The sequence below is a fragment of the Pseudomonas sp. yb_2 genome, assembly GCF_043103905.1.
Classification (GTDB): domain Bacteria; phylum Pseudomonadota; class Gammaproteobacteria; order Pseudomonadales; family Pseudomonadaceae; genus Aquipseudomonas; species Aquipseudomonas alloputida.
Window position 1 is genome coordinate 22,376 of the sequence record NZ_JBICKH010000017.1, and the last position, 23,477, is coordinate 45,852.

General features: G+C 62.5%; 25 protein-coding genes. 7 read left to right on the forward strand and 18 right to left on the reverse strand.

All coding sequences use genetic code 11. The features are described 5' to 3' along the window. The first annotated feature begins 31 nt into the window (after positions 1 to 31). The gene (locus tag ACF8FB_RS03635) at positions 32 to 574 is read left to right on the forward strand and encodes a hypothetical protein (protein ID WP_350298643.1); all 543 of its coding nucleotides are present in this window, start codon (positions 32 to 34) and stop codon (positions 572 to 574) included. A 92-nt stretch (positions 575 to 666) separates the two neighbouring features. Here the strand turns inward: ACF8FB_RS03635 and recJ are convergent, their stop codons facing one another. Next, positions 667 to 2,376 (reverse strand): single-stranded-DNA-specific exonuclease RecJ, encoded by a 1,710-nt coding sequence (gene recJ / locus ACF8FB_RS03640; protein ID WP_010952570.1) that lies wholly within the window; start codon positions 2,374 to 2,376, stop codon positions 667 to 669. 8 nt (positions 2,377 to 2,384) lie between these two features. Next, positions 2,385 to 2,927, reverse strand: coding sequence for a YaeQ family protein (locus ACF8FB_RS03645; RefSeq protein WP_003252169.1), 543 nt, complete (start codon positions 2,925 to 2,927; stop codon positions 2,385 to 2,387). Positions 2,928 to 3,057: 130 nt separating this feature from the next. Between ACF8FB_RS03645 and ACF8FB_RS03650 the strand changes: the two genes are divergently transcribed. Continuing rightward, positions 3,058 to 4,257, forward strand: coding sequence for a CaiB/BaiF CoA-transferase family protein (locus tag ACF8FB_RS03650; RefSeq protein WP_010952569.1), 1,200 nt, complete (start codon positions 3,058 to 3,060; stop codon positions 4,255 to 4,257). Positions 4,258 to 4,277: 20 nt separating this feature from the next. Further along, a complete protein-coding gene (locus ACF8FB_RS03655) occupies positions 4,278 to 5,153 on the forward strand; it encodes a TIGR02285 family protein (protein WP_010952568.1) in 876 nt (291 codons plus the stop codon). A gap of 186 nt (positions 5,154 to 5,339) precedes the next feature. Here the strand turns inward: ACF8FB_RS03655 and ACF8FB_RS03660 are convergent, their stop codons facing one another. The 6 genes from ACF8FB_RS03660 to xerD all read right to left on the reverse strand — a co-directional run bounded on the left by ACF8FB_RS03660 (position 5,340) and on the right by xerD (position 10,901). Then, positions 5,340 to 5,621 carry a DUF3509 domain-containing protein gene (locus ACF8FB_RS03660; RefSeq protein ID WP_061405586.1) on the reverse strand — a complete coding sequence of 94 codons (282 nt, stop codon included), beginning with the start codon at positions 5,619 to 5,621 and terminating at the stop codon, positions 5,340 to 5,342. A gap of 79 nt (positions 5,622 to 5,700) precedes the next feature. Then, positions 5,701 to 6,120: a response regulator gene (locus ACF8FB_RS03665; protein ID WP_049587386.1), complete on the reverse strand. Its 420-nt coding sequence runs from the start codon at positions 6,118 to 6,120 to the stop codon at positions 5,701 to 5,703. Positions 6,121 to 6,250: 130 nt separating this feature from the next. Further along, positions 6,251 to 7,660, reverse strand: a complete 1,410-nt coding sequence (gene thrC, locus ACF8FB_RS03670) for a threonine synthase (protein WP_392509381.1) — start codon at positions 7,658 to 7,660, stop codon at positions 6,251 to 6,253. Between the two features lie 59 nt (positions 7,661 to 7,719). Further along, complete coding sequence (locus ACF8FB_RS03675) at positions 7,720 to 9,024, reverse strand: homoserine dehydrogenase (protein ID WP_003252157.1); 1,305 nt, start codon at positions 9,022 to 9,024, stop codon at positions 7,720 to 7,722. An 83-nt stretch (positions 9,025 to 9,107) separates the two neighbouring features. Next, on the reverse strand, positions 9,108 to 9,851 hold the full coding sequence (locus tag ACF8FB_RS03680) for a thioredoxin fold domain-containing protein (protein WP_049587384.1): 744 nt from the start codon (positions 9,849 to 9,851) through the stop codon (positions 9,108 to 9,110). 153 nt (positions 9,852 to 10,004) lie between these two features. Beyond that, positions 10,005 to 10,901 (reverse strand): site-specific tyrosine recombinase XerD, encoded by an 897-nt coding sequence (gene xerD / locus ACF8FB_RS03685; protein ID WP_003252154.1) that lies wholly within the window; start codon positions 10,899 to 10,901, stop codon positions 10,005 to 10,007. Positions 10,902 to 10,969: 68 nt separating this feature from the next. Between xerD and ACF8FB_RS03690 the strand changes: the two genes are divergently transcribed. After that, positions 10,970 to 12,775, forward strand: a complete 1,806-nt coding sequence (locus tag ACF8FB_RS03690) for a cation:proton antiporter (RefSeq protein ID WP_392511044.1) — start codon at positions 10,970 to 10,972, stop codon at positions 12,773 to 12,775. Positions 12,776 to 12,778: 3 nt separating this feature from the next. Here ACF8FB_RS03690 and ACF8FB_RS03695 read toward each other — a convergent pair whose 3' ends face one another. The 6 genes from ACF8FB_RS03695 to ffh all read right to left on the reverse strand — a co-directional run bounded on the left by ACF8FB_RS03695 (position 12,779) and on the right by ffh (position 16,859). Further along, on the reverse strand, positions 12,779 to 13,186 hold the full coding sequence (locus tag ACF8FB_RS03695; protein ID WP_004575447.1) for an acyl-CoA thioesterase: 408 nt from the start codon (positions 13,184 to 13,186) through the stop codon (positions 12,779 to 12,781). 94 nt (positions 13,187 to 13,280) lie between these two features. Next, positions 13,281 to 13,631, reverse strand: a complete 351-nt coding sequence (rplS, locus tag ACF8FB_RS03700; RefSeq protein WP_003252148.1) for a 50S ribosomal protein L19 — start codon at positions 13,629 to 13,631, stop codon at positions 13,281 to 13,283. Between the two features lie 42 nt (positions 13,632 to 13,673). Further along, positions 13,674 to 14,426 (reverse strand): tRNA (guanosine(37)-N1)-methyltransferase TrmD, encoded by a 753-nt coding sequence (gene trmD, locus ACF8FB_RS03705; protein ID WP_003252146.1) that lies wholly within the window; start codon positions 14,424 to 14,426, stop codon positions 13,674 to 13,676. Positions 14,427 to 14,429: 3 nt separating this feature from the next. Next, positions 14,430 to 14,966: a ribosome maturation factor RimM gene (gene rimM, locus ACF8FB_RS03710; protein WP_003252144.1), complete on the reverse strand. Its 537-nt coding sequence runs from the start codon at positions 14,964 to 14,966 to the stop codon at positions 14,430 to 14,432. 5 nt (positions 14,967 to 14,971) lie between these two features. Then, positions 14,972 to 15,223: a 30S ribosomal protein S16 gene (rpsP, locus tag ACF8FB_RS03715; RefSeq protein WP_003252142.1), complete on the reverse strand. Its 252-nt coding sequence runs from the start codon at positions 15,221 to 15,223 to the stop codon at positions 14,972 to 14,974. A gap of 259 nt (positions 15,224 to 15,482) precedes the next feature. Beyond that, the gene (gene ffh / locus ACF8FB_RS03720; RefSeq protein ID WP_003252139.1) at positions 15,483 to 16,859 is read right to left on the reverse strand and encodes a signal recognition particle protein; all 1,377 of its coding nucleotides are present in this window, start codon (positions 16,857 to 16,859) and stop codon (positions 15,483 to 15,485) included. A 312-nt stretch (positions 16,860 to 17,171) separates the two neighbouring features. On the opposite strand from ffh, the gene ACF8FB_RS03725 reads away from it, so the two are divergent. The 3 genes from ACF8FB_RS03725 (at position 17,172) to ACF8FB_RS03735 (ending at position 20,766) form a co-directional block, all read left to right on the forward strand. After that, entirely contained in the window at positions 17,172 to 17,981 is an 810-nt protein-coding gene (locus ACF8FB_RS03725; RefSeq protein WP_064490840.1) for an inner membrane protein YpjD, read from the forward strand. A gap of 9 nt (positions 17,982 to 17,990) precedes the next feature. Next, positions 17,991 to 19,196 (forward strand): transporter associated domain-containing protein, encoded by a 1,206-nt coding sequence (locus ACF8FB_RS03730; RefSeq protein WP_010952559.1) that lies wholly within the window; start codon positions 17,991 to 17,993, stop codon positions 19,194 to 19,196. A gap of 271 nt (positions 19,197 to 19,467) precedes the next feature. Beyond that, positions 19,468 to 20,766, forward strand: a complete 1,299-nt coding sequence (locus ACF8FB_RS03735; RefSeq protein ID WP_010952558.1) for an MFS transporter — start codon at positions 19,468 to 19,470, stop codon at positions 20,764 to 20,766. Between the two features lie 37 nt (positions 20,767 to 20,803). Here the strand turns inward: ACF8FB_RS03735 and purT are convergent, their stop codons facing one another. The 4 genes from purT to ACF8FB_RS03755 all read right to left on the reverse strand — a co-directional run bounded on the left by purT (position 20,804) and on the right by ACF8FB_RS03755 (position 23,443). Next, on the reverse strand, positions 20,804 to 21,985 hold the full coding sequence (gene purT, locus ACF8FB_RS03740) for a formate-dependent phosphoribosylglycinamide formyltransferase (protein ID WP_010952557.1): 1,182 nt from the start codon (positions 21,983 to 21,985) through the stop codon (positions 20,804 to 20,806). Positions 21,986 to 22,061: 76 nt separating this feature from the next. Then, positions 22,062 to 22,529 carry a VUT family protein gene (locus ACF8FB_RS03745; protein ID WP_010952556.1) on the reverse strand — a complete coding sequence of 156 codons (468 nt, stop codon included), beginning with the start codon at positions 22,527 to 22,529 and terminating at the stop codon, positions 22,062 to 22,064. 196 nt (positions 22,530 to 22,725) lie between these two features. After that, positions 22,726 to 22,917 (reverse strand): DUF1289 domain-containing protein, encoded by a 192-nt coding sequence (locus ACF8FB_RS03750; protein WP_162490565.1) that lies wholly within the window; start codon positions 22,915 to 22,917, stop codon positions 22,726 to 22,728. A 1-nt stretch (position 22,918) separates the two neighbouring features. Then, a complete protein-coding gene (locus tag ACF8FB_RS03755) occupies positions 22,919 to 23,443 on the reverse strand; it encodes a gamma carbonic anhydrase family protein (protein ID WP_010952554.1) in 525 nt (174 codons plus the stop codon). Positions 23,444 to 23,477 lie beyond the last annotated feature (34 nt).

Here is a 23,477-nt window from a genome sequence, read left to right on the forward strand (position 1 = left end):
TGCAAAACCCTCCACGCCGTAACGAGCCGATATGAATATCTGGCAGCAATCGCTAAAGCTCATACGTGAACTCCCGCCTCACAAACAAGCCAAAGCGCTATTAATAGGCGGACTTATAAATCTCACCCTAGGCACCAGCTTCACATTCATGTGGCGCGAACACAAAAACACCAATGAAGAGTTATGGTCGCGAGTTCCAGCCTTTCTCACCTCCAAGCCTGAAACCTGGGATAGCGACAAATCTCTTTATACGTTCAGCATCAAGTTTAAAACTTCAAATGGAAAGCAGCACAACGCTCATCTTTATGCAGACAAAATATACTATGATGCAGCGAGCCTGGACCTAAATACGCCACTTTTTGTTGACATAGCAACCTCTAAAAGCGCTGCAACGGCTCAGCGCTTAATCGCTCCTAATGGAATGTTTCTTTATGATCCTGCAATGGCGGCACATGTCACCAATGTAAGAAACCGGGAGACCACACTAGCAGTTATCATTTTCTCATTTAGCGGCATCAGCACCTTGATTGCGGCAGCGGCGATCTACTACCGCCCCAGAAAGGAGTGCAACTGAACCTGAGCAGCACCTGGGAGATCGAGCGCCGCGCGGGCGGCGCTCGATTTGTGCCCCAGCGCAAGATCCAAGGCAGGCACCTGACGCTAAACTCAGCGCGGCTCCATATGCGCAATCATCAACTGCACACTCTCATTACCGCGAAACTCGTTCACATCCAGCTTGTACGCCAACTCCACCCAGCGCACCGTCGGGTTTGGCCACACTTCGCGGTCAATGCCGAAGGCAATGCCATCCAGCCGCACCGAGCCACATTCGCTCTTGAGCACCACTTTCAGGTGCCGTTCGCCAACCACACGCTGCTCCACCAACTGGAACACGCCATGGAACAGCGGCTCAGGGAAGTGCTGGCCCCATGGGCCGGCATGGCGCAGGGCCTTGGCCAGGTCGAGGTGGAACTCCTCTACCGCCAGGCTGCCGTCGGACAACAGGCGGCCAGTCAGGTCTTCTTCGCGCAGCTGACGCCGCACCTCTTCGTCGAACGCCTCGGCAAACGCCGAGAAATTAGCCTCTGGCAACGACAACCCGGCAGCCATGGCGTGGCCGCCGAACTTGCTGATCAGCTGCGGGTGGCGCGCGGCCACGGCATCCAGCGCATCGCGAATATGAAAGCCCGGCACCGAACGCGCCGAGCCTTTGAGCATGCCATCACCAGCATCGGCGAAGGCGATGGTCGGCCGGTGGTAACGCTCCTTCAAGCGCGAAGCCAGAATACCGATCACGCCCTGGTGCCAGTCGGCATCGAACAGGCACAACCCATACGGCATCGACTCGACCGGCAGGTCCTTGAGTTGGGCCAGGGCTTCGCGCTGCATGCCCTGCTCGATGGACTTGCGGTCCTGGTTCAGGTCATCCAACTGCTGGGCCATGTCCTGGGCCAGCGCCGCGTCCTCGCACAGCAGGCATTCGATGCCCAGGCTCATGTCGTCCAGGCGCCCGGCGGCATTCAACCGTGGGCCGAGGATGAAACCAAGGTCAGTCGAAGTGATGCGCCGGTGATCGCGCCGCGCCACCTCAAGGATGGCCTTGAGGCCGGGCCGGGCGCGGCCGGCGCGGATGCGCTCAAGGCCTTGGTGCACCAGGATGCGGTTGTTGGCATCCAGCGGCACCACGTCAGCAACACTGCCCAGCGCCACCAGATCGAGCAGTTCGCCAATGTTCGGCTGTGGCTGCGCCTCGTAGCGCCCAAGGCTGCGCAAGCGAGCGCGCAGGGCCATCAACACATAGAAGATCACCCCCACCCCGGCCAGTGACTTGCTCGGAAAGCTGCAGCCCGGCTGGTTGGGGTTGATGATGGCATCGGCATCGGGCAACTGCTCGCCCGGCAGGTGGTGGTCGGTGACCAGCACCTTGAGCCCGGCGGCCTTGGCGGCCGCCACCCCGTCGACACTGGAAATGCCGTTGTCCACGGTAATCAGCAACTGCGGCTGGCGCTGCAGCGCCACCTCGACGATTTCCGGGGTCAGGCCGTAGCCATACTCGAAGCGGTTGGGCACCAGGTAATCGACATGGGCCGCACCCAGCAGGCGCAGGCCCAGCACCCCGACGGTGCTGGCGGTGGCACCGTCGGCATCGAAGTCGCCGACGATGAGGATGCGCTGGCGCTGGTCGATGGCTTCGACCAGCAGGTCCACACCGGCCTCGATGCCCTTGAGCTGCTGGTAGGGCAGCAGACGTGCCAGGCTCTTGTCCAGCTCGGCCTCGCTCTGCACGCCGCGCGCGGCGTAAAGGCGGGTCAGCAAGGGTGGCAGGTTACCCAGAAATGGCAGGGTCGGCGGCAGCGGGCGAGGTTCGATACGCATGGGTTGCTTCAACCACGCTCACCGAGCAGCCACTGCAGTTGTACTTCATGCTGGCCACGGTCGTCAGTCACGAATACCGTACCTTCACTGATCATCACGTCCCACTTGATGCTACGCGGCATGTCGGTCGCCAGGGTTTCCAGCACTTCTTGCGGCACAGCGGCAATGCTCAGGTTTTTCAGGTTCTTGACCGCGCTCACCACTTTACCCTCCCACACTCGCAAGCTGCCGTAAGCCAGCAAGCTGGTGCGTTCGGTACGGCGCGAGCACCAGGTCAGGCGATCGGCATCGGGCTGGCCAACTTCAATCCAGTGCAGCACGCGATCGTCCAGGCTCTTTTCCCACAGCGCCGGCTCATCGACATCCGACAGGCCGCGGCCAAACGACAAGTTCTCGTTGTACCAGAGCGCGTACGCCAACAAACGAACGGCCATGCGCTCTTCGGTTTCCGAAGGGTGCCGAGCGATCGTCTGTTTGACGCTTTCGTAGACGTTGCGATCAAGGTCGGTGAGATTCAATTCGAACTTGTAGGTGGTGGACGGCTGGGCCATGGTCGACGGGCTTCGTGCAAAAGAAAGTGGCACAGTCTACCCCATCCGCACCTTCCATGCCCCGCAGCAGTACCCGGCGAAACCGACGTGTGATAAAACCACGGCTCTGCCCAACTGCCACGGACACCCCATGTCGACGCCCAGCAAACCCCTCGCCGGCCTTAAAGTTGTCGAACTCGGTACCCTGATCGCCGGGCCGTTCGCCTCGCGTATCTGTGCCGAATTCGGCGCCGAAGTGGTCAAGGTCGAATCGCCCGATGGCGGCGACCCGCTGCGCAAGTGGCGCAAGCTGTACGAGGGCACCTCGCTGTGGTGGTTCGTGCAGGCCCGCAACAAGCAGTCGCTCACCCTCAACCTCAAGCACCCCGAGGGCCGCGATATCCTCAAGCGCCTGCTGGCCGAGGCCGACATCCTGATCGAAAACTTTCGCCCGGGCGTGCTGGAAAAACTTGGTTTGGGGTGGGATGTGCTGCATGCGCTGAACCCGCGCCTGGTGATGGTGCGCCTGTCGGGCTTTGGCCAGACCGGGCCGATGAAAGACCAGCCAGGCTTCGGTGCCGTAGGCGAGTCGATGGGCGGCCTGCGCTACATCACCGGTTTCGATGACCGCCCGCCAGTGCGCACGGGGATTTCCATCGGTGACTCGATTGCCGCCCTGTGGGGGGTGATCGGCGCGCTGATGGCGCTGCGCCACCGGGAAGTCAATGGCGGCCAGGGCCAGGTGGTGGACGTGGCCCTGTACGAGGCGATCTTTGCCATGATGGAGAGCATGGTGCCGGAATTCGATGTGTTCGGTTTCATCCGCGAACGCACCGGCAACATCATGCCGGGCATCACGCCCTCCTCCATCCACACAAGCGCCGACGGCAAGCATGTGCAGATCGGCGCCAACGGTGATGCCATCTTCAAGCGCTTCATGCAGGCCATCGGTCGCGATGACCTCGCCAACGACCCGACCCTGGCCAGCAACGACGGCCGCGACCTGCGTCGTGACGAGCTGTATGGGGTGATCGACCGCTGGGCCAACAGCCTGCCACTGGAGCAACTGATGCAGGTGCTGACCACTGCCGAAGTGCCGGCCAGCCGTATCTATTCGGCCGAGGACATGTTCAACGACCCCCAGTACCTGGCACGCGAGATGTTCCTGCAGGCCAAGCTGCCGGATGGCAAGCCATTCCACATGCCCGGCATCGTGCCCAAGCTGTCGGAGACTCCCGGCTCTAGCGAATGGGTCGGCCCGGCCTTGGGCGAGCATACCGAGGCGCTGCTCGGCAGCCTGGGCTACGACGCAGCGGCCATCGCCAGCCTGCGCGCAGCGGGCACGGTCTGATCCTGGCGCTGACCGGCTCCATGTGCGCGCCCCGCTGCCTACGCCATCTGCTCCTGCTCTGCGGGCTGTTGCCTGCGTTGCTGTTGCAGCCCGCAAATGCCAAGGAGCACCTCTTCTGGCTGGTACGCGACCTGCCACCGTTCACCATTTTTGATGGCCCGGAAGAAGGCCGGGGGGTCATCGACCAGTTGTTACCGCTGCTGATAAGGCAGATGCCCGAGTACGAACACAGCATCGTGCGGGTCAACCGCGCCCGCAGCCTCCAAATGCTGCAAGACCGTGACACCTTCACCTGCGACCCAACCCTGCTGTGGACACCGGAACGGGCCAAATATGTGCATTTTTCCGTTCCAGCGCTGGGCGTGCTCAGCGGCGGCCTGGTGTTGCGCAAGGAAAACCAGGCGCTGGTGGCACCCTACCTCGACGGCCATCAGGTGGACCTGCATGGCCTGCTGAGCAAGGCCCCGCTAAAGCTGGGGATTGTCGCCGAGCGCAGCTACGGCACGCAGATTGACAGCATCCTGCGCCAGTTGCCCGACAGCGCGCTCAGCCGCCACTACGGCAACGAGGCCACCGCCAACCTGTTACAGATGCAGCAACTGGGGCGCCTGCGCCTGGTGCTCGGCTACTGGCCTGAAGTGCGCTACCTGATCCAACAACAAGGCGGGGCACTGGCTGACTACCAGTTTCATACTGTGCAGGGCGTGAATCGCTACCAGTTTCTGCATGTGGGGTGCTCAAACAGCGAACTGGGGCGTGCGGCAGTTGCCCACATCGACCAGTTGCTGCCTACACTGCGCCGGGATGTGTTGCCAGGGTTGTATGCCCGCTGGCTGGACCTGGCATTGCGAGAAGACTATCTACAGGAAAGCCGGCGTTTCTTTGAGGACAAATAAGCCCAACCCGTATGCACGGTCGTTGCAGAAGCAGACGGGGGATACGTGCCTGCCGAAAAAAGAAACCCCGGGCGCTGGGGAAGACGCCCGGGGCCAAGCGAAAGCCCTTGAGGACTTCCCGTGACAGCCTTGCCAGCGCCGGAGCAAAGCACTGGCTGGCTGCCCTTACACTGTCTGATGAACCACTCAGGCAAAGGTTCCCTGCGGTTGCTGGCGATGCTGCAATGCTGCGATGACACACGGCTGCAACCGCCCCTCAGCTATCTGCAGGTCTCGGTGCAGGCCGTCCACGAGGTCGATCAGCAGGCGTTGCTCCTGCAATTGGCGCTCGCTGACCGTGCGCCGCAAGGTAATACCTGAGAGAGGGTCGTGAACGGTCAGTTGGCGATTACCACTGGGATCGGCGGTGCCGAGGTGGGTCTGATAGGGCGTCAGGGCTTCGTTGAGCAGGCTGCAGATTCTTTCCATCCGGATCACTCGCTGCGTGGTGGGACCTAAAGTAACTGACCAGCAGGCGCCGCAGAAAGTTCGTCAAACCGCGCCCGCTTCAGTGAGCATGCGGGGCTGGCATGACAGTTTGAATACGCCTCCCTGGGCGCACCTGCAGTGTTTGCAAGGCATGCTGCAGGCGTGGCATCGACAGCGGCCAGGGCAACTCGTCGAGCACCCACATGCCGCGCTTCCTGGCTTCTTGAGCAAGGTTTTGACGCGTTGGGGCAGGCTGGCCGACGAACAGCAATGCGCGCGCTCGCTGCTGCTGGGCGAACAGGGCAAGGCCGGCCCGGGCTGGCATGGCGTGGTCGAGGATCAGCAGGTCGGGGCGACGCTCAGCGCAGAGGCAGGCGTCGAGGTCAGCCATGCTCTCGCTGATGCGCACGTTGAAGACGCCCTGGCCGTTGAGGGCCTGGTGCAAGAGGATCTGGTGGGATGGGCGAGCCTGGTGAATCAACACATAGGGCTGGTGCATGAGCCGCTCCTGATGGGAGGACCGGCTAATTTATGCTTGGCGCCCGGCAGGCTGAATAGGATGTTTCTGATAGACAGGAGGGAAAAGGCTGAGACGTTGGGGCTGCGCTGCAGCCCCAAACGCCATGCAATTACAGCGGCTTGCCGCGGTTGCCGTGCTGGCTGACAAAGCCCTGTACAGCCTTCAGGTCGTTGGCCAGGACCGTGCAACGCTCTTCACGGCTGAACAGGTCGCTGAGGTGCGCGGGTAGCTCCAGCGCCTTGCCCACACCGGCCTTCTCCACCGCTTCCGGGAACTTGACCGGGTGCGCGGTACTCAGCACCACCATTGGCGTGTCCAGACTGCGGCGGCACTCGCGGGCAGCCTTGACGCCGATTGCGGTATGCGGGTCGAGCACTTCACCGGTGGCGGCGAACACTTCTGCGATGGTCTCGCAGGTTTGCTCGTCGCTGACGGCCAGCGAGTCGAACAGTTTGCGGGCTTCGGTCCAGCGGTCTTGCTCGACGCTGAAGCCGCCACCTTGCTTGAAGTTGGCCATCAGCTCGGCAATCGCACCACCGTTGCGGCCATGCAGGTCGAACAACAGGCGCTCGAAGTTGGACGAGACCATGATGTCCATCGACGGCGACAGGGTCGCGTGCAGGGTTTCCTTGACGTACTGGTTGCCGCTCATGAAGCGGTGCAGGATGTCGTTGCGGTTGGTGGCGACGATCAATTGGCTGACCGGCAGGCCCATGTTGCGCGCCAGGTAGCCGGCGAAGATGTCGCCGAAGTTGCCGGTTGGTACCGAGAACGCCACCGAGCGCGCCGGGCCACCCAGCTGCAGGGCTGCATGGAAGTAGTAGACGATCTGGGCCATGATCCGCGCCCAGTTGATCGAGTTGACGGCGACCAGGCGGGTGCCCTTGAGGAACGACTGGTCGGCGAAACTGGCCTTGACCATTTCCTGGCAGTCGTCGAAGTTGCCTTCGATGGCGATGTTGTGGATGTTGTCGCCAAAGATGGTAGTCATCTGACGGCGCTGCACTTCCGATACACGCTGGTGCGGGTGCAGGATGAAGATGTCGACGTTGTCGCAACGGCGGCAGCCTTCGATCGCGGCGGAACCGGTATCACCGCTGGTGGCACCGATGATGACCACGCGCTCGTTGCGCTTGGCCAGCACATGGTCAAGCAAGCGACCGAGCAACTGCAGGGCAAAGTCCTTGAACGCCAGGGTCGGGCCGTGGAACAGCTCCAGCACCCACTCGTTGCTGTTCAGCTGACGCAACGGGGCGACCGCAGCGTGGGCGAACTCGCCGTAGGTTTCTTCGAGGATCTTCTTGAAATCGGCGTCGGCGATGCTGCCCTCGACGAACGGACGCATCACGCGGAAGGCCAGCTCGTGGTAGGGCAAGCCGGCCCAAGAGGCGATTTCTTCCTGGGTGAAGCGTGGCAGGTTTTCCGGCACGTAGAGGCCGCCGTCGCTGGCCAGGCCAGCCAGCAGCACGTCTTCGAAATTCAGGGCCGGTGCCTGGCCGCGGGTACTGATATAGCGCATGGGTGCAAACCTTCGATGCTGGGGCCGGGGCCGCGCGGGCGGCCCGTCGGCAATATTTGTTAGTTGAGCTGCTCGACGCGAATGCGCACAACCTTGCCGACCACGTCCTGCAGGGCTTCCAGGGCGACGATGGCGTCATTGATACGCTGCTCGACCACGCCATGGGTCACCAGGATCATTGGCACCAGGCCGTCCTGTTCCTCGGCTTCCTTCTGCATGATCGACTCAATGTTGATACCGCGCTCCGAGAGGATGCTGGCGACCTGGGCCAGTACGCCCGGGTGATCCTTGGCCTGGATGCGCAGGTAGTAGGCGCTTTCGCAGGCTTCGATCGGCAGGATCGGGTGGGCCGACAGCGAGTCTGGCTGGAAGGCCAGGTGCGGCACACGGTTTTCCGGGTCGGAGGTCATGGCACGGACCACGTCGACCAGGTCGCCGACCACTGACGAAGCGGTAGGCTCCATACCCGCGCCAGCACCGTAGTACAGGGTGGAGCCGGCAGCATCACCGTTGACCATGACAGCGTTCATCACGCCGTTGACGTTGGCGATCAGACGGTCGGCCGGGATCAGCGTCGGGTGCACGCGCAACTCGATACCTTCGGCGGTGCGACGCGCCACGCCCAGGTGCTTGATGCGGTAGCCCAAGGCTTCGGCGTAGTTCACGTCTGCCGTTGTCAGCTGGGTGATACCTTCGGTGTAGGCCTTGTCGAACTGCAGCGGGATACCGAACGCGATGGACGCCAGAATCGTCAGCTTGTGCGCAGCGTCGATGCCTTCCACGTCGAAGGTCGGGTCGGCTTCGGCGTAGCCCAGCGCCTGGGCTTCAGCCAGCACGTCCGGGAAGGCACGGCCCTTCTCACGCATTTCGGTGAGGATGAAGTTGCCGGTGCCGTTGATGATGCCGGCCAGCCAGTTGATGCGGTTGGCCGACAGGCCTTCGCGGATGGCCTTGATCACCGGGATGCCACCGGCTACGGCCGCCTCGAACGCAACAATCACGCCTTTCTCGCGGGCTTTGGCGAAGATTTCGTTGCCATGCACGGCAATCAGCGCCTTGTTGGCGGTGACCACGTGCTTGCCGTTTTCGATGGCCTTCAGCACCAGGTCGCGGGCGATGGTATAGCCACCGATCAGCTCGATGACAATGTCGATCTCCGGGTTGCTTGCAACTTCGAACACGTCAGCGGTAATGGGGGTACCGGTAATCTGGCAGTTCGGGTTCTGCGAGCGCATGGCGATCTGTGCCACTTCAATACCGCGCCCGGCACGGCGGGCAATCTCCTCGGCGTTGCGCTGAAGTACATTGAAGGTTCCGCCACCGACGGTCCCCAACCCACAGATGCCTACTTTGACCGGTTTCACTGTGAACTCCCCATTGAACGGCCGACACGTTTGCCGACCGTGAAACTTGCCGTCACCCCATGACGACGGCGTACTGAACTGGATTACTTGGCAAGTGCCAGCTTGGCGACCTGCGGTGCCGGCTGGTAGCCCGGAATGACCTGGCCGCTTTCAAGAACAATGGCCGGCGTGCCGTTGACCCCGATCGACTGCCCCAGCTGGAACTGCTTGCTGACCGGGTTGCTGCACTTGGCGGCCTTGATTTCTTCACCTTCGACCATTTTGTCCATCGCCCCGCGGCGGTCGCTGGAGCACCACACCGCCTGCAACTGCTGGTCACCCGACGAACCGAGGCCCTGGCGCGGGAAGGCGACATAGCGCACTTCGATACCGCGACGGTTCAACTCGGGCACTTCGGCGTGCAGCTTGTGGCAGTACGGGCAGGTAGTGTCGGTGAACACGGTGATGTGCGACTTGGTCTCGCCTTTGGCAGGATAAACCACCATCTCGCCGGCTGGAATGCCGTTGATGAGCTTGGCGATACCTTGGCGTTCGGTTTTTTCGGTGAGGTTGACCGGCTTGCCGTCCTGGATCTGGAACAGATAGCCCTGCATCACGAACTGTCCGTCAGCGCTGGCGTACAGCACGCGGCCGCCCTGCAGCTTGACTTCATAGAGGCCGTTGAGCGGGCTGCTGGCCACGCTTTCCACAGGCACTTCCAGTTCGAGGTTCTGCAACGATTTACGGATGGCCTGCTCGGCACCGGCGTTGCTATCGGTTGCCGCGGCAACGGCAAAGGTACTGGCCAGCGCCAACGCGGCGGCGGCGAAAAACTGGGTCACGCGCATGGGAACTCCTGAAGGCGGACAGGGGCCGGAGGGCGCCACCTGCGGAAAATACGCGGTGACCGTGCGGCCCTTGGTGCAAACCGCCCAAGCCTACCACATCACGCCGCCAGTGAAGGGGGTCGCAAGGACCGGTCGGAGGAACATGAAAAACATTCATCCACGCGGGTGGTGCTGGGCGTGCAACTGCTGCAGGCGCGCCTTGGCGACGTGGGTATAGATCTGCGTGGTCGACAGGTCACTGTGGCCCAGCAGCATCTGTACCACCCGCAAGTCGGCACCGTGGTTGAGCAGGTGGGTGGCGAAGGCATGCCGCAGGGTGTGCGGCGACAGCGGCTTGTCGATGCCGGCAACCCGTGCGTGGTGTTTGATACGGTGCCAGAAGGTCTGGCGCGTCATCTGCTCGCCGCGCTGACTGGGGAACAGCACGTCGCTGGGCCGGCCATTGAGCAGTTCGGCGCGGCCATCGCGCTGGTAGCGCTCCAACCACACCACCGCCTCTTCACCCATGGGCACCAGACGCTCCTTGCTGCCCTTGCCCATCACCCGCAGCACACCCTGGCGCAGGTTGACCTGGTCGAGGGTCAGGCTGACCAGTTCGGTAACCCGAAGGCCGCACGCGTAGAGCACTTCGAGCATGGCACGGTCGCGCTGGCCAATGGCTTCGCCCAGGTCCGGAGCCTGCAACAGGGCTTCGACGTCGGCTTCGGACAGCGACTTGGGTAGCGGCTTGCCCAATTGCGGCATGTCGACCTGCAGGGTCGGGTCGATGGCCACCAGCTTTTCCCGCAGCAGGTAACGGAAGAAGCCGCGCAGGCCGGAGAGGAAACGCGCCGTGGAACGTGGCTTGTAGCCCTGATCCAGGCGCCAGGCCAAGTGATCGAGGATCAGGTCGCGACCGGCGTCCGGCAGCGATACCGAATGCTCCTGCAACCAGCCATTGAACAGGGCCAGGTCGCTGCGATAGGACACGCGGGTGTTGTCGGACAGGCCTTTTTCCAGCCATAGGGCGTCAAGGAACTGGTCGATCAGGGGGTGGTCGAGGGCGGGCATGAAATCTCGGTGGCAAACGACGAAATGGCGCTTAGTCTTTCATAACAACGCCGGCATAGGGAGCCCGCATGAGCGAACAGCAGATCCTTCTGAGTGTGGGCGGCATCGGCGCCGCGGCGCTCGCCTGCCAGTGGCTGGCCTGGCGCCTGAAGTTGCCGGCAATTCTGTTTCTGTTGTTGGCCGGGATCCTTGCCGGCCCAGCGCTGGGATGGCTCGACCCCGAGGCGCTGTTCGGCCCATTGCTGATGCCGCTGGTGTCGCTGTCGGTGGCGCTGATTCTGTTCGAAGGCAGCCTGACCCTGCACCTGTCGCAGTGGCGCGAGATCGGCAGCGTGGTGCATCGCCTGGTCACGGTGGGCGCACTGGTCACCTGGCTGGTGATTGCACTGGCAACCCACTGGCTGCTCGGGTTCGACTGGCCGCTGGCGATTCTTTTCGGCACCCTGACGCTGGTGACCGGCCCCACGGTGATCGTGCCGATGTTGCGTGTGGTGCGGCCAAAGTCTGCGATCGCGAACATCCTGCGCTGGGAAGGGATCATGATCGACCCCATCGGCGCGCTGCTCGCCGTGGTGGTCTACAGCTTCATCATCGCCAGCGCCGAGGGTAACGGCCTGAGCCAGAGCCTTATCACTTTTGCCGGTGTGATCTTCTGCGGTACCGCCCTGGGCGCGGCAGGGGGCTGGGTACTGGGGCAAATCATGCGCGAACAGTGGCTACCAGAATATCTGCACAATCTCGCGTCTTTGGCGGCGGTACTGGGCATTTTCATCGCCGCCAATCAGATCGTGCACGAGTCCGGGCTGCTGGCAGTGACCGTGATGGGCATGTGGCTGGCCAACATGCGCGGGGTTGATGTGCGGCAAATCCTGCACTTCAAGGAAAACCTCAGTGTGCTGCTGATTTCCGGCCTGTTCATCCTGCTGGCTGCACGCCTTGACCTGCATGCCCTGCTAGGCCTTGGCCCTGCTGTGCTGGCATTGTTGCTGGTGATCCAGCTGCTGGCACGCCCGCTCAACGTCTGGCTGGCCACACTGGGCTCGACACTCAACTGGCGGGAGCGCGCGCTGCTGGCCTGGATTGCGCCACGCGGCATCGTCGCGGCGGCCGTTTCAGCCATTTTTGCCATCCGCCTGCACCAGGCCGGCCACCAGGATGCCTTGCTGCTGGTACCGCTGACCTTCGCGGTCATCATCGGCACGGTGGTACTGCAAAGCGCCACGGCCAGGCCGCTGGCACGCTTGCTCAAGGTCGCCGAACCGGCACCCAGCGGGTTTCTCGTCGTCGGTGCCAACGAACCGGCCCGGGCCATTGCCAAAGCCCTTCAACACCTGGGCTGCCGGGTTTTGCTGACGGACTCCAGCTGGGAAAACATCCGCGCCGCACGCATGGACGGGCTCACGACCTACTTTGGCAACCCGGCCTCGCAGCATGCCGACGCCCATCTTGACCTGGTCGGCCTCGGGCACTTGCTGGGCCTCTCTCCCGCCGGCGAAATCAATGCCCTGGCCTGCGCCAGGTTCCGTCATGATTTCGGCCACAGCCGGCTGTTCGTGCTAGCCAGTGGTCTGGAGAAACAACGTAGCGACAAGCACCGGGCGGCCGAAGAGCACCGCGGGCATCTATTGGGGGCCAAACCGATGACCTATCTGCAGCTGGCCAACCGCATGCATCAGGGCGCCGAGCTGTATAGCACCAACCTGACCGAAGGCTTTGGCTGGGATGCCTACCAGGCGCTGCATGGCGAGCGGGCACACTTGCTGTTCGCCCGCGATGGCCAGGGCTGGGTCCATGTAGCCAGCCCTGATAACCCGTTGCAGCCGCAGCCGGGCTGGACCTTGGTGGCATTGATCGAGCCAGCAGCGCAACCGTAATGCTCAGGTGCCTGGCAGCACGGGCACCGGGCGCTTGTCCTCGTCGATGGCGACGAAGCTGAACACCCCATGGATCGCCCGTTCACGGCCATCCAGGTACATGTTCTCGACAAACACATCCACCTGCACCTGCAGGCTGGTATTGCCAACCTTGATCACCGTCCCCACCAGCTCGACGATCGAGCCCGCCGGAATCGGGTGCTTGAAATCGATGCGGTCGGTAGACACGGTCACCAACGGCAGGCGGCAGAAACGCGTGGCAGCGATGAACGACACTTCGTCCATCCAGGCCAGGGCGGTGCCGCCGAACAGGGTGTTGTGGTGGTTGGTGGTATTGGGGAACACCGCCTTGGTAACGCGGGTCACCGACAGTTCGGTGCGGCGCTGGATTTCCTGGTCTCGGGTCGTCATGGCAATCACATTTTCGGGGTTTCAAAACGCAAAAAAGCAGCCCGAAGGCTGCTTTTTTCTCGCTAGGCGGCCTCGGCCACCGGGCAAACTGCACTCAGGACAGTTTTTCCTTGATGCGAGCGGCTTTGCCGGACAGGTCGCGCAGGTAGTACAGCTTGGCTTTACGCACGTCACCACGACGTTTCACGGCCAGGCTGTCGATTTGCGGGCTGTAGGTCTGGAAGGTACGCTCTACGCCAACGCCGCTGGAGATCTTGCGCACGGTGAAGGCGCTGTTCAGACCGCGGTTACGCTTGGCGATAACGACGCCTTCGAACGCCTGCAGACGGGAACGCTCACCTTCCTTCACTTTAACCTGAACGACAACGGTGTCGCCTGGTGCGAAGGTCGGGATTTCCTTGCTCATCTGCTCGGCTTCGAGCTGCTGGATGATCTTGTTGGTCATGCTGTGCTCCTAAGATGGATACGCGATCCACCATCGATACGTTTAACTATCGTCCCGCTCGCGGAGATATTCCTCGAGCAGCTTCTTCTCTTCTCCAGAAAGCGAGCGACTTTCCAGAAGATCGGCGCGTCGTTCGAAGGTCCTACCAAGGGACTGCTTCATCCTCCAACGCCGGATATGTGCATGGTTGCCACTTAGCAACACGTCGGGAACACGCTGATCCGCATACACCTCAGGCCGGGTGTAGTGCGGGCAATCGAGCAGACCGTCGGTGAAGGAATCTTCTTCCGCCGAGTCCACATGCCCTAAAGCTCCGGGCAGCAGTCGCGTAACCGCATCGATCAGTACCATGGCCGGCAGCTCGCCACCGGAAAGCACATAGTCGCCAATCGACCACTCCTCATCGACATGAGCCTCGATAAAGCGCTCGTCGATGCCTTCATAACGACCGGCGATCAGGATCAACGATTCCTGTTCGGCCAGGCCTTTGACCGCCTGCTGAGTCAGCTTGCGGCCTTGTGGCGAAAGGTAGATCACCTTCGCCGCTGCTCCGGTCGCCTGCCTGGCGCTAACCAAGGCGTCTTCCAGAGGCTTGATTTTCATCACCATGCCCGGACCACCGCCAAACGGCCGATCATCTACCGTGTGGTGACGATCTGTGGTGTAGTCCCGCGGGTTCCAGCAAGTCACCTGAAGCAACCCTTGTTTCACCGCGCGGCTGGTAATGCCGTACTCCGTGATGGCCGAGAACATCTCGGGGAACAACGTGATGACGTCTACGCGAAGGTTACCCATCGTTTAGAAGTCCGCGTCCCATTCGACCCGCATCACGCCTGCTTCGAGGTCGATTGCCAGCACACATTGCTCCGTATAGGGCAACAGACGCTCGCGATCATCCAGGCTGCCTGCGCAGGGCTTGACCACCATTACATCGTTCGCACCGGTCTCCAACAGGTGATCGACCTTGCCGAACAGTTGTTCGTCCTGGTTGATGACCTTCAGACCTACCAACTGGTACCAGTAGTACTCGTCGGCAGCCAGGTTGGGCAAAAGGCTCCGCGGGATGCAGATTTCGTAACCGCTCAGAAGACGGGCTTCATCGCGATCGTCGAGACCTTTCAGCTTCACGACCAGGCCCTTTTGGGAGCCACGACCGCTGACCAGCTCGACCTGCTTTACCTTGCCTTCGTGCCGAAGCGTCCAGCGTGGATAATCCAACAGGTTTTCAATCGGATCGGTAAAGGAATACACCTTCACCTCGCCGCGAACGCCGTGAACCGAAAAAATCTTGCCAACGACGATGAGGTCGTCAGCCTTTTCTGGCGTCGCGTTCATACTATTCAGGCAGCGGCCTTGGCAGCTTCCTTCAGCAGCTGAGCAACACGCTCAGACGGCTGTGCACCCTGGCTCAGCCAGTAGGTGACGCGCTCTTGGTTGACCGACAGCTTAACTTCGGCGCCAGCAGCGATTGGGTTGAAGAAACCTACGCGCTCAACGAAACGGCCGTCACGGGCGTTACGCGAGTTGGTCACGGTCAGGTGGTAGAATGGGCGCTTTTTCGAGCCGCCACGGGCCAGACGAATGGTTACCATGTGAACATCGTTCCTATAGTCGGTGCTGCAGTTGATACAGCAGCTGGTACTGCAAATCTGAATGCCAAATAGGCACACGGGTGCCCAAAAGGCCGCATATTCTCGGGGAATACACGGACATTTGCAAATGACTTTTTCGGCAAGGCCTCGCCCTGCCGTCCAGATTTGCCGGTTGCGCCGCGAAATTCGCGGCTGTTGCCCCGCTACAGCGGGGGTTCTGGGCGCCTGCCCGACAAAAGGCAGGCACCCGGATCAGGGGTTACAGCTTTGGCATGCCGCCACCTGGCAGCATCCCGCCGAGGCCGCGCATCATCTTGGCCATGCCGCCTTTGGCAGAGAACTTCTTCATCATCTTCTGCATCTGCTTGTGCTGCTTGATCAGCCGGCCGATGTCCTGCACCTGGGTACCGGAACCCAACGCAATACGGCGCTTGCGCGAACCGCTGATCAGGTCAGGGTCGCGGCGCTCGGCCGGGGTCATGGAGTTGATGATCGCTTCCATCTGCTTGAACTGCTTTTCGGCCGCGCCCTGGGCGTTGCCCATTTGCGACAGGTTGACCCCGCCGATGCTCGGCAGCTTGTCCATCAGGCCGCCGAGGCCGCCCATGTTCTTCATTTGCTGCAGCTGGTCGCGGAAGTCTTCGAGGTCGAAGCCCTTGCCCTTCTTCAGCTTCTTGGCCAGCTTGTCGGCCTTGGCCTTGTCGATGGTCTGCTCGGCCTGCTCGATCAGGCTCAGCACGTCGCCCATGCCGAGGATGCGCGAAGCGACGCGGTCGGGGTGGAACGGCTCGAGGGCCTCGGTCTTCTCACCCATACCGATGAACTTGATCGGTTTGCCGGTGATTGCACGTACCGACAGCGCAGCACCGCCTCGGGCATCACCGTCAACCTTGGTCAGCACCACACCGGTCAGCGGCAGCGCCTCGCCAAAGGCCTTGGCGGTGTTGGCAGCGTCCTGGCCGGTCATGGCGTCGACCACGAACAGCGTCTCGATCGGTTTGACGGCAGCGTGCAGCGCCTTGATCTCGTCCATCATGTCGGCGTCGATGTGCAGACGGCCGGCGGTGTCGACGATGACCACGTCGATGAACTTCAGCTTGGCTTCACGGATGGCGGCTTCGGCGATGGCCACCGGCTTCTGGCTGATATCGGACGGGAAGAAGGTGACGCCGATATCGTTGGCCAGTGTTTCCAACTGCTTGATCGCCGCCGGACGATAAACGTCGGCAGACACCACCATCACGCTCTTTTTCTTGCGCTCTTTAAGAAAGCGCGCCAGCTTGCCGGCGGTGGTGGTCTTACCGGCGCCTTGCAGGCCCGCCATTAGCACGACGGCAGGCGGGGCGGCGTTCAGTGCGAGGTCTTCGTTGGCCGCGCCCATCAGGCTTTCCAGCTCGGCCTGGACGATCTTCACGAAGGCCTGGCCCGGAGTCAGGCTGCGCGACACCTCGGTCCCGACCGCACGATCCTTGACGCTGTTGACGAAATCCTTGACTACCGGCAGGGCAACGTCGGCCTCGAGCAGCGCCATGCGCACTTCGCGCAGCGTGTCCTTGATGTTGTCTTCGGTCAGCTTGGCCTTGCCGGTGACATGGCGCAGCGTCTGTGACAGGCGGTCGGTCAGGTTTTCGAACATGGTGATCCTTTCAGGCCCAGTAAAGCCGAGGTTTGTCAGGTGCCAGGGGGGAAATACACACCCGCCGGGCACAGCAAGGCGGCGATTATAGCGAAGTGCAGCGGCGACGCACACCTTGGTAGATATTCGGTGGCTGTGCTGGCCTCTTCGCGGGCGCGCCCGTTCCCACAGGATCCTCACTGCTTGCAGGCCTGCGCCATACCTGTGGGAGCGGGCGTGCCCGCGAATGCCCCGACACAAGCCTTCAGTCTTCCTTGATCAGCGGAATCTATGCCAAACTCCGTCTCTTTAAAGGCTCGCCAACCAGGACTTATGGTCTCCTCACCCAGCCTCATCCCCAACCTGATCGCAGCCGGCCTATATATAGCGGCGGCCATCTACCAGGGCTCATACCTGTCCCAGGGCCGCAAGGCCGAAAAGCGCCTGCTTGGCCTGCTGGGTGCCATCGCGGTCCTGGCCCAGGCCGGTGCACTGTTCTTCCAGCTGATCACCCCGCTGGGCCTGAGCCTGGACTTCTTCAGCGCCGCCAGCCTGATCGCCGTGGCGGTCATCTCCCTGACCCTGCTGGCCTGCCTGCGCATACCCGTGGAAAACCTGCTGGTGCTGCTGTTCCCGCTGGGTGCGGTGACCGCGCTGCTGGCCCAGTTCGCCCCCCCCGGCACGGTACCGCTGATCAACGAAGAACCCGGCATCCTTGCGCACATCCTGTTGTCGATCCTGGCCTACGGGTTGTTCACCATCGCGGTGTTCCAGTCGCTGCTGTTGCTGCTGCAGGACCGCCAGCTGAAGAACAAGCACCCGTCCGGGCTGATCCGCAACTTCCCGCCACTGCAAACCATGGAAAGCCTGCTGTTCGGCTTCCTCTGGGCCGGCTGGTGCCTGCTGTCGCTGTCGCTGATCTCCGGCTGGCTGTTCCTCGACAACCTGTTCGCCCAGCACCTGGCGCACAAGACCTTGCTGGCCTGTGTCGCCTGGGTGGTGTTCAGCGTGCTGCTGTGGGGCCGCACCCGCCTGGGTTGGCGGGGCCACATGGCCATCCGCTGGACGCTGAGCGGTTTCTGCCTGCTGATGCTGGCCTATTTCGGCAGCAAGCTGGTTCGCGAATTCATCTTGCATATCTGACGGCCGACCATGGACACCCTGCCGTACGCACCGCTATTCGGCACTCTGGCACTGGCCCTTTTGTGGTCAGCACTGTTCACTGCCGTGGAGGCTGCCCGCCTGCAGCTCAATGGCACACTGCGCGCCGGCGAAGACGGCCATCCCGTGCTGCCAGCCCAGGCCTTGGTGCTGTGCGCCAGCCTGGGCAAGCTGCTGGTGCTGGGGCTGGCCTGCCTGGTGGGCCAGCGCCAAAGTGGCGAGCACGGCTTCTGGCTGGCAGGCCTGGCCGCGACCCTCACCTTGCTGGTGTTTGCCGAGTATCTGCCGCGGCGCCTGGCCCGGCGTAACCCGCAGGCGTTCGTGAGCCTTGGTGCCAGCCTGCTGAAAGTGCCTCTCGCACTGCTGCAGCCACTGGCCTGCCTGCTGGACGGCGCCGCCAAGCTGATTCTGCGCCCGTTCCGGGCACAGCCCACAGCGGTGGCCCTGCACACGCAGGAGGCCGACGACTTCGATGAGGATGAACAGCACGAAGCGCCTCGCCAGGGTCTGCTCGACGGCCTGCAGTCGCTGGACAAGATCACCGTCAACGACATCCTGGTGCCGCGCAACGAAGTGGATGGCATCAACCTCGACGAGCCGATCGAACGCATCGTCGAGCAGCTGATCGTCAGCCGCCACACCCGCCTGCCGGTCTACCACAACGACATCAACCAGGTCGAAGCGATCCTCAACACCAAGCTGATCAGCCACCTGCTGCCCAAGGCCGAGCTGACCCTGGAAGCGCTGCACAGCGCCTGCTACGAACCTTATTTCGTACCAGAAAGCACGCCCCTGCAAATGCAGTTGTTGAACTTCCACAAGCAGCAACGCCGCTTGGGCGTGGTGGTGGACGAGTACGGCGAAGTACTGGGTATCGTCACCCTGGAAGACATTCTCGAAGAGATCGTCGGCGAGTTCGAGGACGAGCAAAGCCTGGAAAACCCGCATGTGCACCCGCAACCCGACGGTACCTTCGTCATCGATGGCACCGCTTCGTTACGCGAAATCAACCGCACCCTGAGCTGGCACCTGCCCTGCGACGGCGGGCCGAAAACCCTCAACGGGCTGGTTACCGAAGCGCTGGAAAGCATCCCGGAAAGCGCTGTTTGCCTGAAAATAGGCCGCTATCGCCTGGAAATCCTTGAAACAGAGGACAATTGCGCCAGCAAGGTACTGGTGTGGACCGTGACCCGATAGCTATACTCGGGTCACGCTTACCCAGCCCCGCCGTCACGCCCGCTACCCGCACCCGGCGCTCCACGGCCAGTCCGCTCCACTGATACGCCCTGCGGTCCTGCGTCAACACCCCGAACAGTACCCGCCCCGCCCCTACCCCCTTGGGCTATTGTCAGTCGGGCGCACACAATAAAACGCTCCGGCGCCCGCTTAACCGTACCCGCCCTTTTGCAGGGCATGCCGTCGCGGGCCAAGCCCATGGAGCCGGACCAGACTGTCAGGGACCTCCTCAATGACAAGCAGCACTTATGCCCAAGCGCCTGCCGCGCCAGTCAACTCGCCTGCGCGGGTAGCCACTGCCAGCTTCATCGGCACCGCCATCGAGTTCTATGATTTCTACGTCTACGCCACCGCCGCAGCCTTGGTGATCGGCCCGGTGTTCTTCCCGTCCGGGTCGGGCACCGCGCAAATGCTGGCCGCCTTCCTCACCTTCGGTATCGCCTTCCTCGCCCGGCCACTGGGCTCGGCATTGTTCGGCCATTTTGGCGACCGTATCGGTCGCAAATCCACGCTGGTCGCCTCGCTGCTGCTGATGGGCGTATCCACCACCGCCATTGGCGTGCTGCCAGGCTATGACAGCATTGGCGTGTGGGCGCCGATCATTCTCTGCCTGCTGCGTTTTGGCCAAGGCCTGGGCCTGGGCGGCGAATGGGGTGGCGCGGCCCTGCTGGCTACCGAAAACGCCCCGGAAGGCAAGCGGGCCTGGTTCGGCATGTTCCCGCAGTTGGGCCCGTCAATCGGCTTCCTGGCGGCCAACGGCCTGTTTCTGACCCTGGCCCTGGTACTCAGCGACGAGCAGTTCCGCGAGTGGGGCTGGCGCATTCCGTTCCTGCTCAGCGCCGCACTGGTACTGGTAGGCCTGTACGTGCGCCTGAAGCTCGAAGAGAGCCCGGTGTTCGCCAAGGCCGTTGCCCGCCACGAGCGGGTGAAAATGCCGGTGGTCGACCTGTTCTCCAAATACTGGCTGCCAACCCTGCTGGGCGCTGCGGCCATGGTGGTGTGCTATGCGCTGTTCTACATTTCCACGGTGTTCTCGCTGAGCTACGGCGTAACCACACTGGGCTACAGCCGCGAAACGTTCCTTGGCCTGCTGTGTTTCGCGGTGGTGTTCATGGCACTGGCCACACCGTTGTCGGCCTGGCTCAGTGACCGTTACGGGCGCAAGCCGGTACTGATCGTCGGCGGCCTGCTGGCGATAGCTTCGGGCTTTACCATGGAGCCACTGCTGACCTCGGGATCGACTGCAGGCGTGGCGCTGTTCCTGGCCATCGAGCTGTTCCTGATGGGCGTGACCTTCGCGCCGATGGGTGCACTGCTGCCAGAGCTGTTCCCGACCCACGTGCGTTATACCGGTGCCTCGGCGGCGTATAACCTGGGCGGTATCGTCGGCGCCTCGGCAGCACCGTTCTTTGCCCAGAAGCTGGTGAGCATGGGGGGTTTGAGCTGGGTGGGGGGTTATGTGTCGGTGGCGGCGGTGATCAGCCTGATTGCCGTGCTGTGCCTGAAAGAGACGCGCAATACCACGCTGTAAGCCACTGGGGCCGCTTTGCGGCCCCAGCACTCTCGGATCAGAACTCGACCTTGACCGCCTGCGAAGCGCGGGTCGCCTTGGCCCGCGCCAGTTCGACCGATTCGTCACGCGCCAGGCACACACCCATGCGGCGGGTGCCATTGATTTCCGGCTTGCCGAACAGGCGAATGGCGGTATCCGGCTCGCTCAGCGCTGCGCCCAGGTTGGCGAAGCTGGTCTGTTGGGACTGGCCTTCGGGCAAGATCACTGCCGAAGCCGACGGGCCGAACTGACGCACCACCGGAATCGGCAGGCCGAGAATGGCGCGAGCATGCAGGGCGAATTGCGACAGGTCCTGGGAAATCAGGGTGACCAGACCGGTGTCATGCGGGCGCGGCGACACTTCGCTGAACCACACCTGGTCGCCCTTCACGAACAGCTCCACACCAAACAGGCCACGACCGCCGAGGGCATCGGTGACCGCCTTGGCCACGCGCTGCGATTCAGCCAGCGCTTTCGGGCTCATGGCCTGTGGCTGCCAGGACTCCTGGTAATCGCCCTTCTCCTGACGGTGGCCGACAGGTTCAAGGAAGGTGGTACCGCCCACGTGGCGCACGGTCAGCAGGGTGATCTCATATTCGAAGTCAATGAAACCTTCGACGATCACCCGGCCCTTGCCAGCGCGGCCGCCCTCCTGGGCATAATCCCACGACTTCTGCAGGTCAGCATCACTGCGCAGCAGGCTCTGGCCCTTGCCCGACGAGCTCATCACCGGCTTGACCACGCACGGGTAACCCAGGTCGGCTACGGCCTTGGCGTAGTCTTCATAGGTGTCGGCGAAGTGGTACGGCGAGGTTGGCAGGTCCAGCTCTTCGGCAGCCAGGCGGCGGATGCCTTCGCGGTTCATGGTCAACTGGGTGGCGCGGGCGGTGGGCACCACGGTGAAGCCTTCGTTTTCCAGCTCGACCAGGGTGGCGGTGGCGATGGCTTCGATTTCCGGCACGATGTAGTGCGGCTTCTCGGCTTCGATCACCGCGCGCAGGGCAACGCCATCGAGCATGTTGACCACATGGCTGCGGTGCGCCACCTGCATTGCCGGAGCATTGGCGTAGCGGTCGACGGCGATTACTTCGACGCCCAGGCGCTGCAGCTCGATTACCACTTCCTTGCCCAGCTCGCCACAGCCGCAGAGCAGTACACGGGTCGCGGTGGGCGACAATGGGGTTCCGATACGGGTCATTTCAGGTCCTCGAAGGCATCCGGGGCCGCGCCAGGCTAGGCGCCACCCGCTGAAAAAGGACCGCTATTCTACACCATCAACCGGCCACGGCGGCCCGCCGGGCGCGAAATGCCATGGCCAGCCACACCGCGGTTACACCGGCGAATTTCGAGGCCATCGCGGTGCCGATCACTGCCGGGGTCAGCGCGCCGATCATGCCGAAGAAAATGAAGGTATCCACCGGGATGCTCAGCGCCGAACTGAGCCACAGGCGGTCGCGCAGCGGCCGACGGGTGATGCTGAACACCAGCCAGTCGATCAGCTCGGAAATGAAGAACGCAGTGGCGCTGGCCAGGGCGATGGCCGGCTCCGAGGTGACATAGGACAGCACCAGTGCCACCAGCATGGCGACCAGGGCGCCATGACCAAAACGGGTCTGCACCATGTCGCGCAGGATGAACACCAGGCCGCCCCAGGCAGACCAGATGATGTCCAGATGCGGGGCACTGGAGAAGGCGTAGTTGATCAGCACTACGCTGCTGATGTAGGCAATCAGATAGAACATGGCGGGCTGTCTGTGGGCAAGCCGTACAGATTACCGCTGGGCCGTTCGCGGGTAAACCCGCCGCCACAGATGTTGTGCAGCCCTCAAGGCTGACGCTGTACCTGTGGGAGCGGGCGTGCCCGCGAAGCTGCCACTGCGGTGCATGGCACCGGCTTCGCCGGTATTCGCGGGTAAACCCGCTCCTACAGGGTTCGCGTCAGGCCTGCATGATGAGGCCGGCTTCTAATGCCCGTTCATGGCAACGCTTGAGCACCGCCCGACGCTCGTCGTTGTCCATCCGCCCCCAGCGACCAATCTCGGCCACGGTACGCTGGCAGCCGGTGCAGATATCCTGCTCGTCCAGCGCACAAATACTCACGCACGGCGAAGCCACCGGCCGCTCGACCACTTCACTCATCATCAACCACCAGATCCCGCGCATAACGCTGGGCATTGTGCACGTAATGTGCGGCACTCGCTTCAAGCATGCGCTTCTGCTGCTCGGTCAGTTCGCGTACCACCTTGCCCGGCGAGCCCATCACCAGCGAACCGTCCGGAATTTCCTTGCCCTCGGCGATCAGTGCATTGGCGCCGATAATGCAGTGCTTGCCAATGCGCGCGCCATTGAGGATCACTGCGTTGATACCGACCAGGCTGAAGTCGCCCACCGTGCAGCCATGCAACATGGCATTGTGGCCAACGGTCACGCCCTTGCCCAACGTCAGTGGCGAGCCCATGTCGGTGTGCATCACCGTGCCATCCTGCACGTTGCTGCCTTCACCGATGTCGATCAGCTCGTTATCACCGCGCAACACCGCGCCAAACCACACACTGGAATGGGCTTGCAGGCGCACGTTGCCAATGAGCGTGGCGTTGGGGGCGGCCCAACTGGTGGGGTGGCTCTCGACCCGCAGGTCGCCCAGGCGATATTTCATGCTTGTTCCTCAGGCTGCGACGCAGACGGCGGGG